Source organism: Fischerella sp. PCC 9605 (assembly GCF_000517105.1).
Classification (GTDB): Bacteria; Cyanobacteriota; Cyanobacteriia; order Cyanobacteriales; family Nostocaceae; genus PCC9605.
On the sequence record NZ_KI912148.1, the window covers coordinates 2,893,561 to 2,910,489 of the forward strand.

Sequence of the window (16,929 nt, forward strand, 5' to 3'; positions counted from 1 at the left end):
AGTAAGACGCCATTATTAACCGCTAATGTTCTTTTATTTGCTTTCGTTTTATAATCTACAATCAACAAGTACTCCAAAGGCTTTTGTCAGTTTATCAGCGCACGGGAATGAACCCTGCTTTTTCAACAAACTGCTGACCTTCTTTGGAAAGTAACATATTTGTATAAGCTTCCCCAGCTAGTTGATCGATTGTGCCGTCCTTGCGATACACAATAAACACGCGGCGGGACAGCGGATAAGAGCTATCTCTGATTGCGTCAATATTAATCCGCTTGCCATCATCTATGACGGGTTGCACATATTCTTGGGAGTTTGCTTTAGCAATAGCAAGGGGACGGATTGTTCGTTGACCGGCAATGAGTGCATATACTCCAAAAGAAATCCCTCCGGGAGTAGAGACTACCTTACGAATAGATTCAGTGGTATCACGGACAAACTGCACTCTGGAACTGTATTGATCAGCTTCTAGCCCAAGAACCTCATTTAAGGATTTGGAAGCCTTGGGGTCTCTAGCGAAAGGAACTATTGGCAAATCCGGTCCCCCCACCTGCTTCCAGTTGGTGAGTTTTCCTTTATATATATCTTGAAGTTGATTAACTGAAAGTCCTGGAATGGTAATCTCTGGATGAGTAAAGAAGACAAGCGCATCTATACTTATTGGCACTTGCTTTAGCCCAAAGCCCCGTTGTTGAGCCTTGCTATAATCAGTATCCTCAAGAGATGCTCCGTATATAGCAAAGCTCAGTTTACCATCGAGCAGCATAGCTATACCCTTTTTGCCACCAGGTTTACCATCTTTTGGTTCAGTGAAGCGGAGGCGAAAATTAGGGTGAGCTTTGGCGATGGCTTCGTGAAAGCCTTGAGCAGTCAGAGCTGCAAATACGTTTCCACCGCCGTAATTAAATGTACCTTCCGGCACATTCGGCACATCTTTTATAGAGTTGTAGAGTTTGACATCAGAGGGAATGTTCTGATTGCTGCTACTGGAGTTGGGAACTCCGATACTATCGAAATTATTCAGATCGCTAACACTTTTGAACAAAGAGTAGATTGACCAACTAACAAGCACAAACAGCAGACCAGCACCAAGCCTAATTACCCAAGGTGTAAACAGCAAATCTCCTAAAGATTTAAGCTTCGGTTTTGTGAACTCTAAGGGTTTACCGCACTCTAGACAGTGTTTAGCCTTAGCAGGATTTGCATCATAACCACAATGCTTGCATACTATAACCTTTTGATTGTTCAGTTTATGATTATTCACTTAATTTTCTCCTAAGGTATGATATTCGCACCTACGGTATTGCACCCAGGAGATTTATGTTGTATTGTAAACAGTCTGTCGGTAGATACTTTAAGTACATTTATCAGAGCATTACCTTTTTTGCAACATAACTGTGACAGTAAATAAAGTGCGATCGCATCACACCAATCGCAGTCTTTAACAAGCATTCATGCCAACTCAATATCAAACATTAACCCACAGTCAAACCATCCTGAACTCGAATAGTTCGTTTTGTCTGAGCAGTGATATCTGGCTGATGAGTGGCGATCGCGATCGTGATTCCCTGCTCATTTAGTGGCTTAGATTTTGGATTGGGTATTGGGCATCGGGAATTACACAGCCAATAACCCAACTATCAACGAGAGTCCAAAACCAGCAATAACTGATAAAGTGGAAAGCTAAAAACTAAATCCTTAGATAGATAAACATTGGTACTAGTTTATAGAGGATTGAATATAACGTACGTTACATCTGGCTTAAGCAGATGCAATCTTCTAATCAAAACACCAAGCTTAAAAAGATAGCAGGGCTTAGGCAACCAGAAGTGAGCAAATTGATTCGTGAACTTCGACAATTGACAACATTGACTCAGGAGCAACTTGCAACTGTATTAGGCGTTGCTTACGGTACAATCAACCGTTGGGAGAATGGTCATATGCAACCATCTCCACTGGCACTCAAGCAAATTAAAGCAGTGTTAGAAGATTTGGGTAATTCGCCAGAGCCAGAGTTACAGAAACGCGGCAAAGACCTCCTCGTTAAATATTTTTTAGAAGCGGAGTAGAGATTGTGACTGACCCAGCAAAAGCAACTATCCCTGAGGATATTTTTGCAGGTGGTGGTGAGATGGGTGCGCTGATGCGATCGCTCGACTGGTCACAAACGCCTTTGGGTTCAGTATCACAATGGCCGCAGAGCCTGAAGACTTGCGTGCGAATTATGCTAACCTCGCGTCAACCCATGTTTGTCTGGTGGGGCGAGGAACTCATTAACCTTTACAATGACGCTTACAAGGCGATTGTCGGTGGCAAACATCCGGAAGTCCTTGGGCAGCCAGCTTCCTATGTGTGGCGGGAAATATGGGATCAGGTTGGCCCTCGGGCAGAATCAGCGATGCTGAAGAATGAGGGTACCTACGACGAAGCGTTGCTGCTGATCATGGAGCGCAACGGCTACCCAGAGGAAACCTATTACACATTTTCCTATAGCCCAGTTCCTAATGACCAAGGCGGCACAGGTGGCATTATCTGCGCCAACACAGACGACACACAGCGCATCATTGGTGAGCGTCAGTTGGCACTGTTGCGGGAACTGGCGGCTAGGACGGCAGACGCGCGCACATTTCATGAAGCCTGCACGCTAAGTGCCAGTTGTTTGGAAAGCAACCCTTACGATCTACCCTTCGCGATGATTTATCTGGTCGATCCAGATCAGCAGCGTGTTTTTCTGGCTGGGACATGCGGCATTGAACGGAACCACCCGGCAGTTCCAGAAACAGTCGATCTCGATTCTGACTCGATTTGGCCCTTTGCGGAAGTCATCAGAACGCAGAAAGCAAGCCTGGTTTGTGATTTAGGATCCTATGCAGGCAGCCTGCCGACAGGTGCTTGGCAGCAGCAACCGCATCAGGCGGTAGCAGTGCCGATTGCACCATCCGGACAGACGGGAAGAGCTGGTATATTAGTAGCTGGTTTGAACCCGTTTAGGCTGTTTGACGATAACTATAGAGGATTCATCGAGCTGCTTGCGGCTCAGATATCGGCTAGCATCGCCAATGCTCAGGCATACGAGGAAGAACGCAAACGCGCCGAAGCATTAGCAGAACTCGATCGCGCCAAAACCCTGTTCTTCAGTAATGTGTCGCATGAATTTCGCACACCCCTGACACTGATGCTCAGTCCTTTAGAGGACGTGCTGGCGGTTGCTGATGATACCCCGTTTGCCACGCAACGGCAGCCGTTAGAAATGGTACATCGCAATGGTTTGCGCTTGCTCAAGCTAGTTAATACCTTACTCGATTTCTCCCGAATTGAAGCTGGACGGATTCAGGCAGTTTACGAACCAACCGATTTAGCAACCTTTACTAGTGAGTTAGCTAGTGTTTTTCGCTCTGCCATCGAACGGGCAGGTATGCGTTTACAAGTCGATTGTCCCCCACTTCCCGAACCAGTGTATGTAGACCGGGAAATGTGGGAAAAAATTGTGTTTAACTTGCTCTCCAATGCCTTTAAGTTTACCTTTGAGGGCAAAATTACTGTCAGCTTGCAATCTGTGGGCGAACGCATCGAACTTTCAGTTTGCGACACGGGTATCGGTATTTCCATTGAAGAGCTACCTCATTTATTTGAACGGTTCTATCGCATCAAAGAGGCTCAGGGACGCACGTTTGAAGGATCGGGAATTGGGTTGTCACTGGTAGAGGAATTAGTGAAACTGCATGGTGGGACAGTCGGAGTCAAGAGCGTGCTTGGCGAAGGTAGTTGCTTTACTGTGTCTATTCCCACAGGATCTTCTCATCTGCCACAAGACCGGATTAGCGCCACTCGGACGTTAGCGTCCACTGCACTAGGAGCCGCTCCTTACGTAGAAGAAGCTTTGCGCTGGCTGCCGCAGGAAGGGACTAGGGACTGGGGACTAGGAACTAGATTAAATTCTTCCCCAATCCCCAATCCCCAATCCCCAATACCCCGCATTCTCCTGGCTGACGACAATTCAGATATGCGCGATTATGTCAAGCGGTTGTTAAGTCAGCAATATGAGGTGGAAACAGTCGCTTCGGGGGTGGCTGCATTAGCTGCCATTCGTCAGCACAAGCCGGATCTGGTCTTGACCGATGTGATGATGCCGCTGATGGATGGATTTGAGTTGCTGCGATCGCTGCGTTCCGATCCGGCTACGAGAGAAATTCCCATTATTCTCTTATCTGCCCGCGCGGGGGAAGAGTCGCGAGTAGAAGGACTCCAAGCAGGAGCTGATGATTATTTGATCAAGCCATTCTCGGCGCGGGAACTGCTGGTACGAGTCGAGACGAACTTGAAGATGGCTCGATTGCGACAGGAAGCAGTACGGCGCGAACAAGAGCTGCGATCGCTCAGCGTTGCGTCACAACAGGCGGCTGAAGCTGCCAACGCAAATCTAGAGAACGTTTTAGCTAGCATCAAGGATCAGTTTTTAGTCCTGGATCGCGAATGGCGCTACACCTATGTCAACAAGCGGGTAGTGGAAGTAACAGGAATACGTAGAGAAGACCTGCTCGGCAAAAATATCTGGGAATTGTTTGCTGATACCGTAGGCAGTGAATTATACACCCAAGCGCATCGGGCTGTATCCGATCAAACACCCGTGCAATTTGAGTATTTCTATCCACGCTGGAATCGCTGGTTTGAGAACCGCATTTACCCCACTGACGATGGAGTATCGATTCTAGTTACAGAAATCACCGATCGCAAACAAGCACAACAGGAACTCCAGCAAACCTTACAAACCCTGAGTACGCTCATTAAAGCTTCCCCACTGCCGATCGTTGTCATTAAACCCGATATGATTGTACAGCTTTGGAATCCGGCGGCAGAGCGGTTATTTGGTTGGAGTGAAACCGAGGTTTTGGGTCAACCGATTCCCGTTGTTCCAGAGGAGAAACAACAGGAGTGCCGTCAGCTTCGAGCAGCGGTGGCTAATGGAGAAATCTTTGCTGGCGTGGAAACCTATCGCCGTAAGCGTGATGGTTCAACGGCAATCGTCAGTATTTCGGCGGCTCCACTCTACGATGAATCTGGCAGCGTGAATGCGATCGTGCTGATTTTTCAAGATATCACCGAGCGCCAACGGGCACAAGAAGCGTTGCAGGAGAGCGAGGCGCGCCTACGGCTCGCCATCAAGGTGGCTCGGCTTGGTACTTGGCGCTACGACCCCAGCACAGACCTCATCGAACTAGACGAGCGGATGCGCGAGATTTGGGGCGTGTCGGATGACACGGTGAGGCTCCCTCTACCGATAGTAATAGAGCGCATACACCCCGACGATCGGACGCGTGTAGCGATCGCCGTCAGCACTGCACTCGATCCCAGGTTGTCAGGTACTTACGACATTGAATACCGCATCGTTTGGTCTGACGGAAGCGAGCGATGGGTTTCTGCCAACGGGCAGGCACAATTCGAGGGAGAGGGGATTTCCCGACATCCGGTAGGGTTTATCGGAACTGCACTCGACATCACGGATCGCAAAATTGCCGAAACAACGCTGCGGCAAAGTGAAGAACGCTATCGATATTTGGCAGAATCGATTCCGCAACTGGTGTGGACTGCCGATGCCAATGGAATGCTCACCGATGTCAATCAACGCTGGTTAGAGTTCACCGGGTTAACCCTTGCCCAAGCTCAAACCGAAGGCTGGCAAGCGATCGTCCATCCTGATGATGTACCGACTCTCAGCCAGAATTGGGCAGCAGCGCAACAAGCGGGTATAAATTATCGAGATGAAGGTCGGATACGACGAGCAGATGGAGCCTATCGCTGGCATTTGCACCAAGCTGTACCGCTGAAAAATGCACAGGATCAAGCGATCAAATGGTTTGGCACAGCAACGGATATCGAAAATCAAAAACAACTCGACCAACAGCGCCAGCGGCTGCTAGAGCAAGAGCAAGCCGCCCGTGCCGAAGCTGAAACTGCCAACCGGATCAAAGATGAATTTTTAGCGGTGCTGTCTCACGAGTTGCGATCGCCCCTCAATCCGATCTTGGGTTGGTCTAAGTTACTCCTTAACGGTAAGTTGGATGCAACAAAAGCGACTCAGGCACTACAAACAATCGAGCGCAATGCCAAACTCCAGGCACAACTGATAGAGGATTTGCTCGATGTCTCTCGCATCCTACGTGGCAAACTTCGCCTAGAAATGACTCCTGTGAATTTGGTATCGACAATTGCAGCTGCACTCGAAACCGTGCAGTTGGCGGCCCAAGCCAAGTCAATTCAAATTCAGACAGTGTTTGATCCAAATATCGGGCCTGTTTTGGGAGATTCTGCTCGTTTACAGCAAGTGATTTGGAATCTGCTTACCAACGCCGTGAAATTTACTGAGTCCGGCGGACGGGTTGAGGTGCGCCTAGAAGTGGTAATGGAGCAAGGGGCAATGGGCAAAGGGCAAGGGGCAAGGGGCATAGGAAAAATCAGTACTTCAATTCCCAATCCCCAATCCCCGATCGCTAACTATGCCCAAATCACTGTTAGCGACACGGGCAAAGGCATTCATCCTGAATTTTTGCCGCATGTATTTGAGTATTTCCGTCAGGAAGATGGTGCAACCACCCGCAAGTTTGGTGGACTGGGGTTAGGGCTGGCGATCGTTCGGCACTTGGTCGAACTGCACGGTGGTACTGTGCGAGCTGACAGTCCAGGGGAAGGGCAAGGAGCGACTTTCACTGTCTGTTTGCCGCTTTTAAAGGACGACAAAAGCACAAAAGATGAAGATAAATCCTTTCTCCCCACACCTGATGGCTTACCCCTAACAGGCGTACGGGTGCTTGTAGTCGATGATGAGGCAGACACCAGAGAGTTAATAGCTTTCATTTTGGAAGAGGCTGGAGGGAGCGTCATCAGAGCAGTTTCTGCACTTGAAGCACTCCAAGCGATCGCACAGACTAAACCCGATGTGCTAGTAAGTGACATTGGTATGCCCGACATGGACGGCTACATGCTAATGCGGCAAATTCGGGCCATGTCACCAGAGCAAAATAGTCAGATTTTGGCGATCGCTCTTACTGCTTACGCTGGGGAAATGAATTACCAACAGGCGCTTGCCGCAGGATTTCAACATCATATCGCCAAGCCAGTAGATCCTGATCGCTTAGTACAAGCTATCACCAGTCTTCTAGATGTAAAGCCGATAAGACGGAGATAGACCAAACCTAATTGAGGGGAATTGCGATCGCTCCTCAAAAGCAACTAAGGATAGAGTTAGGGGGATTGATTGTACAGATGTCAATCATCGAATCGCGATCGCATCGTACCTATTTTGCTTCAACTGGTCGCGTTTCGTGAGTCCCCCGCTATAGCGGAGGTTAGCTTAGCTCCCAATGCCGCTCCACTCAGAGGGTACTCTTTACTGGGGATTAGGGACTAAGGACTGGAGACTAGGGATTAGGAATTAATAAATCTTATATTGCCCAATCACCAATTCCCAGTACCCAATCCCCAATTCCCAGTACCCAATCCCCAATCCCTAATCCCCAGTCCCTTTTACTGTGACTATGTGTTGTTTGGTTGGTCGTAAACGCTATTGGTGAGCAATTCTGATTTGACAAGCACCAATAAATCGCCAATTTCACAATTAAGCACTAGGCAAATCTTCTCCAAGGTATCAAGTGGGATAGATTTTGCTTTGCCATATTCAATTTTCTGGATATTAGCAAGCGACATCTCTAGTTCTCGCGCCAATGCATTTTGAGACAAGCCCTTGGCTTCTCTTAACTGCTTTAGTCTGACTTCTATAGGCATATCTTTAATTATCTACCGCTAATATAGCTTACCACTAGTAGTCTATCTATGAATAGATTGTATGACACAAAAAGAGGATGTCTCGTAAAAGGGACTGGGTATTGGGAGAAAATTCTTCTCATCTCCTAGTACCTAGTCCCTATTCACCCTTCGGGTACTCTACCTTGAGCCGCCCACAAGGGGCGTCTACGCCACTTTCCCATCTGGCACCAAGCCCTACTCTACGAGAAGCCCTCCGGGTACTCTGCGAGAAGCCGCGCTGCGCGCGTCTACATGGGGGGAACGCCCTTTGGAGCGCGCTGACTCACCGCTGCGCGTCTACGGGTACTCTACGAGAAGCCGCCCTGACGGGCGTCTACGCCACGTTGCCATCGGCACCAAGCCAAGACGGCAAGTGGTCTCACCAAGACGGGATTAGACCCGAACGCTTCGGGAGATTCGACCTCTACTTTGGTTGGAGCAATCCTGTCAGAGTAAGTTGGGTTTATGAACGAAGAATCTCCGCCCTAAAAGTGCGGAGAGTGTCAATAAAGACTAACGGCAAAACCAAGGCAATGCTCTAAGAACCGCTGTGGAATTTCTGGACTTGCTCCCCAATGCAAGTGAATATAAGAAGCGTGAAGATTGAGGTTAGATCCCCCCAACTCCCCTTGAAAAGGAGAGCTATAGCTTCCTGCTGTATTAAAGCTTACTTGGTCGGCGATCGCCACTCCACTTTCTTCTTGAAAAGGTAGACTATCTTTTCTCTCCTTGTTAACCAGGGCTAAGGGAGAGATGAAATTACCTCCCCATCCCTCATACCCTGTAGATTCTCCGGTATCGTAACGATAAGTTTTAAACAGCGGCTGATGGGAATTTGAGATTAAATAGGAACGATGGAACTCATGCCCATAAACTGTTGTTCCTACACTGACTAACAAACTACTTTGCAAGGCAACGGCGTGACGATATCCTAAAGTCAGACACCCACTCATCACCGCTGTTGTGGGTAACACTCCTACCATCGACCAAGGTTTACCTTCAAAATCGATTATTTGCTCGCACAAATACATTAACCCACCACACTCGGCGATGGTGGGCATACCCGCAAGAATAGCTGTTTTAACTGCTGCAAAAGCATACGTATTTTCCGCAAGTTGTTGGGCAAAAACTTCCGGAAAACCACCGCCGAAATACATTCCCTGCACCCCTTCTGGCAGTCCAGCATCTTCCAAGGGACTCCAGAAAACCAACTCTGCCCCTAGTTGTTGTAACAAATCGAGATTGTCTTGGTAGTAGAAATTAAAAGCGCAATCGCGGGCAACTGCCACTCGAAGGGGAGAGGGGGAGAGGGGGAGAGGGGGAGAGGGGGAGAGGGAGTGAATACTTGTGACTTCTGATTTCAGCAGGGGTAACAATTTTCCCCAGTCAAAGCAAGCATCCCCTAGATCGGCGAGTCGGTCAATCAAAGCATTGAATTGAGGGAGTTCTGCTGTGGGTACTAAACCGAGATGGCGATCGGGAATGGTAATGTTATCTTGTCGTCGCAATACACCGAGAATAGGTAATTGTAGGGGTTCGAGAGAATCTTTGAGCAATTGCAGGTGGCGATCGCTTCCCACACGATTTAGGATCGCACCGACTATTTTAATTCTAGGATCAAAGCAGCGATAACCGTGGGCGATCGCTGCCGCAGAACCAGACAAGCGACTGCAATCAATCACCAATACTACAGGCAAATCCAACAGCCGCGCTATGTGAGCAGTACTGGCGAAAGAGGAGTGGGGGATAGAGAGATGGGGTGATGGGGGGAAATAAGAATTTCTTTCTTCCATTCTCCCACTCTCCCCCTCTCCCCCTCTTAGGGTCACTCCATCAAATAGCCCCATCACTCCTTCCACGAGGGCATATTCACATTGTCGAGTGTGATAGACAAAACACTGCTGTACGTACGATTCAGATGTTAGTACTGGGTCTAAATTACGACAAGCACGTCCAGTTACTTGCTGATGAAACATTGGATCTATGTAATCTGGCCCAACCTTAAAAGATTGAACTTGCTTTGCCCACCGACATAAAGACGCCAACAGGGTGAGTGTGACAGTAGTCTTACCCACCCCGCTGCGTTCTCCAGCAATAATTAAAGCCATGAGTGAGAAATTATGAATTATGAATTATGAATTATGAATTGTACTAAAGAATACCGATTCATCATTCATTATTCATCATTCATCATTCCTAATTCTTAACTCCTAATTTAAGAATTTGCCCGATCACCGCAAGGCTTTCTTCAAACAGTGCCTCATGACCCCAGCGTTGTACCTGTTGACTTAGCAGAACTTCTGCCTTTTGCTCTGAGAGTGAAGTCACTTGTTGGAATAGTCCAACAGATTGGGCACCGCCTTGGGTTTCCATCCGCATACAACCGCCAGTTTCCGAACAGATAACTGTACCGCAGTTCGCTTGTGGATTTGTGGAACTTAGGCGTAGGGCAATCAAATCACCAGGAACTTCGCCCACATCAGCAACCGGAACTCCTGCTAACTCGGCTTCTATTTGCCGTTGGTCGTCAGCGGTAAAGCTAATGCGTGTAATATCGTAATCTCCGCTTTCTTTTTGATAAGAAACCGGATGCCAACTCAAGCGACTTGCCAACCAACCCAAAAATAGCAACGCTTGGGCAGGGTTGCCTTTTTCGTAATCAATATTGACTCTGTCAATTTCTACAAGGGCGGCGCGACGCTGTGGCGGATCGTAAGCCTCAGCTGTTAACTCTTGCCATGCTGAGAGGCGACGCCAGTTTAAATCAGCTAATGGTACACCATTTTCTGCCAATGCTTGCAGGCTAAGTAAATCCGTTTCTGGATCGTTAAAATTGCAAGAATCGACAATAATATTATTGCATACTGCGGCTAGTCGCTTAAATAAACTATTGTTGGGGTCTGGTGTTGCTTTCCACCACAGAAACTTAGGTAAACCCCCAATCATCAATGCTGGCACCATACCACTAATCCGTTCTAAGGCGGCGGCGGTTCCGGTAAGAGTTATGTATTCGCAGCAGATCAAAGTACTTGATGAACCTTTTTGGATCGGGCAATAGGCAGAGACTTGTGCCTTCACGCCTTCGTCTTCTCCAACTACTGGCAGGAGATTAATAATACGGCAGGGGTTGCGGAGGGCAATTTCATCCGCAATTCTAGGGCTTTTTGCATCCAAGCTATAGGAACCAGAAGCATTTTCGGCTATTGCGTTACTATAGTGACGTTTGGCAACTTCTTCTCGCAACAGAGTCAAAGTTTCCTCTGTAGCTGTTCCAGTCTCTATCAATCCGTACTTTTTCTGTACTTCCCGTAATGCTGCTTGTGTTTGCGGGCCAGGAATGCCATCAATTGGGCCATTGTAAAATCCCAAAGCAGCGAGTAAATGCTGGGTTTCTTCCGACTCGTAAACCACCAAAGTAAATGTGGTTGCCCTTGTCGCCGCCGGAAGTGTACCATCTTCGCCAGCAATGCCGTAACTTTGCCAAACTTGATTTAGTTCCGCTTCAATATCTGTAAGCGAAACGTCTTTTGGAGCCTGAAGTGAAAAAATAGTAGGAGCTTGGAGAGTCATAGCGATTGAATTATGAATTATGAAGTATGAATTATGAAGTAGGGTAAAGGTTAAAGGATAAAGGGTAAAGGTGTTTTCCCTTTCCCCCTTGCCCCCTTATCCCCAGAGGGGGCCCGAGTTCCCCCTTCCCCTTTCACCTCTTCTACAATCTCCGCCAGCGGCGATTATCTCTGTTAATCAATAATTCCGCTTCTACGGGTTCCCAAGTACCAGCTTCATACTGGGGAATAGTTGCCGGATCTGTAGGTGCATCCCAAACAGAAAGCGCTGGTGTGACAACCTGCCAAGCTGCTTCCACTTCGTCTCCCCGTGTGAACAATGTTTGATCGCCCATCATACAATCCAAAAATAGGCGATCGTAAGCATCAGATTTCGCTTCGATGCCAAAAGAGCCATAACTAAAGTCCATATCTACCGAACGGGTACGGAATTCTGCCCCAGGCATTTTGACATCAAAACGTAAGGAAATTCCTTCATTGGGCTGAATCCGCATTGCCAGAATGTTGGCATTCATTTGTTGGGCGGCAGATTGAAACATCCGAGAAGGAACTTCGCGATAGTGGATGGAAATCTCGCTGACTTTTTTCGGCATCCGCTTCCCAGTACGCAGGTAGAAGGGAACTCCTTGCCAGCGCCAGTTGTCAACCAAAAACTTCATCGCTACATAGGTGGGTGTTGTGGAGTTGGGATTAACCCCTGGTTCTTGTCGATACCCGGGTACGGGTTTCCCTTTCATCCACCCGGCACTATATTGACCGCGCACTGCTGAAAGGTGGAGATTGTGGATATCTGCAAGACGGGTAGCTTGTAGTGCCTTCACTTTTTCCGTACGGATACTGTCGGCATCCATCGAGTTAGGAGGCTCCATTGCTGTCAGACAGAAAAGTTGCATTAGGTGGTTTTGCAACATATCCCGCAGTGCGCCGGAGGTTTCATAATAGCCAGCCCTGTCTTCAACTCCCACAGTTTCAGCTACAGTAATCTGAACGTGGTCAACAAACTGACGATTCCACAACGGTTCAAAAATCGCATTGGCAAAGCGAAACACCAGCAAGTTTTGTACTGTTTCTTTACCCAAGTAATGGTCGATGCGGTAGACTTGCTGCTCTTTGCAATATTTCTGCACTACTAAGTTAAGGCTCTTAGCAGAAGCTAAATCGCGACCAAAGGGCTTTTCAATCACTAGACGATGCTTGTAGGGGTCGTCCAGCATTCCCGCAGTTCCTAGCTGTTTAATTGCCTCTGCAAAGAAGTTGGGTGCAACGGAAAGGTAGAACATCCGGTTTCCCCGGGTTAAGCGTTTCTCGTCTAATTCCTTCAACAAAGTCTTCAGTTTTTGGTAACTTTCGGGATTGTCAATATTACCAGAACAGTAGAACAGTCCTTGGGAAAAGTCTTGCCAGAGTTCCTCCGGGCCAACACCGCCATGAACTTCTTCCATGCCCTTTCGCATTTGTTCGCGGAAGTACTCATGACTCCAGTCTCGACGTGCCACGCCAACAATAGTTGTCTCTGGTGGAATGCGTCGTTCCCGTCGCAATTTGTAAAGTGCTGGCACAAGTTTGCGCCAAGTAAGGTCTCCAGAAGCACCAAAGATGACTATGATCTGGGGTTCGGGCATCCCTTGCTGTTGCAGACCTACCCGCAGGGGATTTTCTAGCAGACTGACCATAATAATTTTGGATTTTAGGTTTGAGAGTTTGGGATTTGTTAGTAGTTAGTAGTTAGTGGTTAGTGGTTAATTATTGACTACTAACCACTATCCACTAACCACTAACAATTACTTACACTGGCGACAACTCCTTGATCTTGTTTTCTAAGGAGTTCATCAGGGATTGGAAGGGCTTGACAAATTTGTCAATACCTTCAACTAGCAGTTCGTCCATCACTGTGTTGATGTCGATGTTCACGTCTGGATCTTTAAGGCTTTCCATCAGGTTATAAGCCTCCTCTACGTTTGTTTCCACGCGGTTAGCGACATCGCAGTGATCGGCGCAAGCTTCAATTGTCGCTGGTGGCAGGGTGTTAACGGTATCCGGTCCAACCAACTCATCAACGTACATCACGTCGCTGTAGTTGGGGTCTTTAGTGCTGGTGCTTGCCCACAGTAAGCGTTGCACTTTTGCACCTTTTGCCGCTAAAGCTTGCCAGCGATCGCTTTGCACAATCTTTTTATATTCCTGATAGGCAATCTTTGCGTTAGCGATCGCTACTTTTCCTTTAATTGCCTTTAGCTTTGCTTCAACATTCTGATCGTCAACACCTTTGGCTAGCTTGGCGTCAATCTTACCATCAATGTTGCTGTCAATCCGGCTGAGGAAGAAGCTAGCTACAGAAGCAATTTTGCTGATGTCCTTACCTTGCGCTGCTCGTTTTTCTAAGCCGCGAATGTAAGCCCAAGCTGTGTTGATATAGCTTTGCACCGAGAACAACAGCGTGATATTAACATTAATGCCCTCGGATATTACCTGCTCGACCGCTGGTAAACCAGATTCTGTGCCGGGAATTTTAATCATGACATTTTCCCGACCGATTTCTTGGAAGTAGCGACGAGCTTCAGCAATGCTTGCTTCAGTATCATGAGCAATTGTGGGTGGTACTTCTATGCTGACATAACCATCCAACCCATTCGAGGCTTCGTAAACAGGGCGCAAAATATCACAGGCATCGCGGATATCTTTGAAAACCAGTGATTCGTAAATTTTGTAAGTTGGCAATCCAGCCCTAACTCCGGCTTCGATATCGCGATCGTACATGGCATTATTGGCGATCGCTTTTTCAAAAATAGTTGGATTAGAAGTAATCCCGCAAATGCCTTTATTCTCAACCAAGTCTTTCAGTTCACCGGACTGAATGATGTCACGGCTCAAGTTATCCATCCAGATACTCTGACCGTAGTTTTTTATCTCTAATAAATGATTTGTTGTCATGAGTTTCTTTTAACTCCTACAATTATCTTTCCAAGAGATATTTTTCAAATCGAGTTAGTTGTTGTTGGTTGGTTGTTGGTTGTTGATTGTTGGTTATTCCAAACACCAAACAACTAACACCAAACACCAAACAACTAACACCAAACAACAATTACTAATGGCCGTTCTGAATAAAAGACTCTACCTTCGCCACATCTTCTTTGCTGCCAATAATCAGAGGGGTGCGTTGATGTAGTTTTTTTGGCACCACGTCCAAAATATTTTCATGTCCTGTAGTGGCACGACCACCTGCTTGCTCAATCACATAAGCAAGGGGAGCAGTTTCATAAAGTAGGCGTAGTTTACCTTCTGGTTTTTGAACTGTGCCTGGGTAGAGAAATACACCACCTTGAATCAAAATCCTGTGAATATCGCTAACCATTGCCCCGCTATAGCGAGCGGTATAACCTTCTGTACGATGGACATAGCGGATATATTCCCGAATTGATTCATCCCACTGCCAAAAGTTCCCCTCGTTAACGCTATACACAGGGCCATGGGCAGGAATCTGAATATTTTCTTCGGTCAGAATAAACTCCCCTAAGCTGGGATCGAGGGTAAAGGAATGAACACCCCTTCCTATAGTATAGACTAGCATTGTACTGGGGCCATACAGGATGTACCCGGCAGCAATTTGCTTGCGCCCAGATGCCAGCAAATCAGTTGCCGAACCATCAATGTCTTCCCCTTCCTGTTGGCGAATCGAAAAGATGGAACCCAAGCTGAGATTAATGTCGGTATTAGATGAGCCATCAATAGGATCGTACAGCAGAGTGTAGCGGCCAATTGGGCAGTTTTCAGGAATGTAGTAAGGTTTTTCCATTTCCTCAGAAGCTAAGCGACATACTAATCCGCTTTGCTTGAACACCCCGATAAATACGTCGTTGGCATAGACATCCATCTTTTTGACGGATTCTCCTTGGACGTTAGTCTCTCCAGTAAATCCGAGAACACCTTCCATTAAACCAGCGCGGCTAAGATGACGAGCAATAAGTTTGCCAGCCAGCGCGATGCGATTCATCAGTGCACTCAAATCCTGTGCTTCTGGGGAAAAAGTCTGAAGTTGCTGTAGGACGTGACGGGATAAAGTAGTACAATCACGATCTAAGCTGCGGTCTGCGCCAGCGTCTTTGATAGACAGCCCTAAAGATTCTGCTGCTTTAGTCATTATTTTGTCCTCCCTAGCAACTGGCTGTTTTTGAGATTGAGCCGTGTTTAGCAACTTGTGGTTGCTGCCTCTATCTTAGAAATGTAATTTGACAATTCAAATGTGATTTTAGACAAACTAAAGAAATTGCCCTCTTGTGGCTTTAGCGCCAAGTAACTTTTCCATTTGAAATGCTATTCCCAGAAAATCTACCTAGTTTTACTGGTAATCCAAATTTATTGGCTATGCACCAGCCATTAGTAAGAATGAGTAAAAATAGCCGTGACAGCAAAAATCGACCAATCGTGCCATTTTCTGATTAGTCACGACCGGCCGGATATTTTGCTGCTATTAAGTTGTTGGTTGTTAATTATTTCTAGCTACTTCTGCGACTGATGCCTTGCGTAACGAGAAAATAATTTGCTATGATTGTCTTCCACAACTGCTTAAGAGTATTGCTTTTTTGCCCAACTACCTCGTCGGTTATCTTCTCGTGGTCTTGCCTTGTTAACTCTGAGTTGACGACCCATCCATTCAGCGCCATCTAACTCTGTAATCGCTGCATCTTCTTGGGCATCTTCAAGCATTTCAACAAAGGCAAAGCCGCGCAGCTTGCCGGTATCGCGGTCAGTAGGCAAGACAACCCTTTTAACCTGGCCGTAATCAGCAAAAACTGCTTTCAGGTCTTCTTCAGTAGCGCTGTAGGAGAGGTTTCCAACGTAAATAGTCATCTGGATCACGTAAGTCTCAACTCGAAGCGATAAACTCAGCTGAAAACAGAGTTAACAAAAAACATTAAGATGGCTTTCGTCTGATCTGATTGACAATGGCAAACACTGTAGAAAGAAAGCAACTAATGAAGTTACATTATCCACGAGCCGGCCAATAGTCAGGCTGAGTTTCCGCATACGCTCATATGATAACCGATCTCGACATTTTTGGAAGTATGAGATTTTACAAACCCTTTTAACTTCAAATTAGACTCTCTTATATCTGTTGTTTATCTTATGGTTAAGAGGGTTTTCCTTAGTATTTTCGATGCTTTCAGTGTCAAATCTACCTATTTGTGCAGATGCGAAATTTCCCTATTTACCCGTCTTTATTTTAAGAAGGAATGGAATTTTTAATTAAGCGATCACACTTAGCTTAAGTGTATCGTTAGATACCAGCAAAGATATATTTGTGTGAGTAAAAACGAGCAATAAAAATACAGACAAAGGTCTGCTGAATTTCAGCAGACCTTTTAAATAAAGAAATTTCAAAACTAGCTAAATTTTATAAAGGGTAGGTTGAAAATCCTGTGACTTTTAGTCTAGGGTTATATCTTATTAAATTTTAAATAACAACAACAACAACAGCGTAGCTGATATTAAGTTTTATCACTACGTTGTTTTTATGTACAAGAACAATAGTAATCTAAGTCTATAACGTAAATAGCGATATTAA

At 46.6% G+C, this 16,929-nt stretch carries 11 protein-coding genes and 1 pseudogene; 3 read left to right on the forward strand and 9 right to left on the reverse strand.

Going from position 1 to position 16,929, the window contains the following annotated elements; all coding sequences use genetic code 11:
* Positions 1–94: 94 nt before the first annotated feature.
* Together FIS9605_RS0114960 and FIS9605_RS45265 are read right to left on the reverse strand one after the other, a co-directional pair.
* A complete protein-coding gene (locus FIS9605_RS0114960) occupies positions 95–1,261 on the reverse strand; it encodes a PstS family phosphate ABC transporter substrate-binding protein (RefSeq protein WP_026733310.1) in 1,167 nt (388 codons plus the stop codon).
* A gap of 211 nt (positions 1,262–1,472) precedes the next feature.
* Positions 1,473–1,577, reverse strand: a pseudogene (locus FIS9605_RS45265) (macrolide ABC transporter ATP-binding protein); the annotation flags it as partial.
* Positions 1,578–1,766: 189 nt separating this feature from the next.
* Here FIS9605_RS45265 and FIS9605_RS0114965 point away from each other — a divergent pair.
* Together FIS9605_RS0114965 and FIS9605_RS0114970 are read left to right on the forward strand one after the other, a co-directional pair.
* On the forward strand, positions 1,767–2,066 hold the full coding sequence (locus FIS9605_RS0114965; protein WP_051470005.1) for a helix-turn-helix domain-containing protein: 300 nt from the start codon (positions 1,767–1,769) through the stop codon (positions 2,064–2,066).
* 5 nt (positions 2,067–2,071) lie between these two features.
* Positions 2,072–7,180 (forward strand): PAS domain S-box protein, encoded by a 5,109-nt coding sequence (locus FIS9605_RS0114970; protein ID WP_026733312.1) that lies wholly within the window; start codon positions 2,072–2,074, stop codon positions 7,178–7,180.
* A 347-nt stretch (positions 7,181–7,527) separates the two neighbouring features.
* On the opposite strand, the gene FIS9605_RS37160 is transcribed toward FIS9605_RS0114970, so the two are convergent.
* Positions 7,528–7,776: a helix-turn-helix domain-containing protein gene (locus FIS9605_RS37160; RefSeq protein WP_035139587.1), complete on the reverse strand. Its 249-nt coding sequence runs from the start codon at positions 7,774–7,776 to the stop codon at positions 7,528–7,530.
* 77 nt (positions 7,777–7,853) lie between these two features.
* Here FIS9605_RS37160 and FIS9605_RS42690 point away from each other — a divergent pair, with 77 nt between their 5' ends.
* On the forward strand, positions 7,854–8,339 hold the full coding sequence (locus FIS9605_RS42690) for a hypothetical protein (protein ID WP_155960424.1): 486 nt from the start codon (positions 7,854–7,856) through the stop codon (positions 8,337–8,339).
* Here FIS9605_RS42690 and FIS9605_RS0114980 read toward each other — a convergent pair.
* From FIS9605_RS0114980 to FIS9605_RS0115005, 6 genes are all read right to left on the reverse strand, one after another.
* Entirely contained in the window at positions 8,301–9,905 is a 1,605-nt protein-coding gene (locus FIS9605_RS0114980; RefSeq protein ID WP_026733313.1) for a cobyrinate a,c-diamide synthase, read from the reverse strand. The genes FIS9605_RS42690 and FIS9605_RS0114980 overlap by 39 nt on opposite strands.
* A gap of 88 nt (positions 9,906–9,993) precedes the next feature.
* Complete coding sequence (gene opcA, locus FIS9605_RS0114985; protein ID WP_026733314.1) at positions 9,994–11,367, reverse strand: glucose-6-phosphate dehydrogenase assembly protein OpcA; 1,374 nt, start codon at positions 11,365–11,367, stop codon at positions 9,994–9,996.
* Positions 11,368–11,509: 142 nt separating this feature from the next.
* The gene (zwf, locus tag FIS9605_RS0114990) at positions 11,510–13,039 is read right to left on the reverse strand and encodes a glucose-6-phosphate dehydrogenase (protein WP_026733315.1); all 1,530 of its coding nucleotides are present in this window, start codon (positions 13,037–13,039) and stop codon (positions 11,510–11,512) included.
* A gap of 112 nt (positions 13,040–13,151) precedes the next feature.
* Positions 13,152–14,297 carry a transaldolase gene (gene tal / locus FIS9605_RS0114995; RefSeq protein ID WP_026733316.1) on the reverse strand — a complete coding sequence of 382 codons (1,146 nt, stop codon included), beginning with the start codon at positions 14,295–14,297 and terminating at the stop codon, positions 13,152–13,154.
* Between the two features lie 154 nt (positions 14,298–14,451).
* Entirely contained in the window at positions 14,452–15,504 is a 1,053-nt protein-coding gene (fbp, locus tag FIS9605_RS0115000) for a class 1 fructose-bisphosphatase (RefSeq protein ID WP_026733317.1), read from the reverse strand.
* A gap of 425 nt (positions 15,505–15,929) precedes the next feature.
* Positions 15,930–16,214 (reverse strand): RNA recognition motif domain-containing protein, encoded by a 285-nt coding sequence (locus tag FIS9605_RS0115005; RefSeq protein WP_026733318.1) that lies wholly within the window; start codon positions 16,212–16,214, stop codon positions 15,930–15,932.
* Positions 16,215–16,929 lie beyond the last annotated feature (715 nt).

Excerpts from the sequence above, each read along its gene's own strand:
- FIS9605_RS0114965 (WP_051470005.1), top strand. The coding sequence starts at position 1,767 with ATGCAATCTTCTAATCAAAACACCAAGCTTAAAAAGATAGCAGGGCTT.
- FIS9605_RS37160 (WP_035139587.1), bottom strand. The coding sequence starts at position 7,776 with ATGCCTATAGAAGTCAGACTAAAGCAGTTAAGAGAAGCCAAGGGCTTG.
- FIS9605_RS42690 (WP_155960424.1), top strand. The coding sequence starts at position 7,854 with ATGTCTCGTAAAAGGGACTGGGTATTGGGAGAAAATTCTTCTCATCTC.
- FIS9605_RS0114980 (WP_026733313.1), bottom strand. The coding sequence starts at position 9,905 with ATGGCTTTAATTATTGCTGGAGAACGCAGCGGGGTGGGTAAGACTACT.
- opcA (WP_026733314.1), bottom strand. The coding sequence starts at position 11,367 with ATGACTCTCCAAGCTCCTACTATTTTTTCACTTCAGGCTCCAAAAGAC.
- zwf (WP_026733315.1), bottom strand. The coding sequence starts at position 13,039 with ATGGTCAGTCTGCTAGAAAATCCCCTGCGGGTAGGTCTGCAACAGCAA.
- tal (WP_026733316.1), bottom strand. The coding sequence starts at position 14,297 with ATGACAACAAATCATTTATTAGAGATAAAAAACTACGGTCAGAGTATC.
- fbp (WP_026733317.1), bottom strand. The coding sequence starts at position 15,504 with ATGACTAAAGCAGCAGAATCTTTAGGGCTGTCTATCAAAGACGCTGGC.
- FIS9605_RS0115005 (WP_026733318.1), bottom strand. The coding sequence starts at position 16,214 with ATGACTATTTACGTTGGAAACCTCTCCTACAGCGCTACTGAAGAAGAC.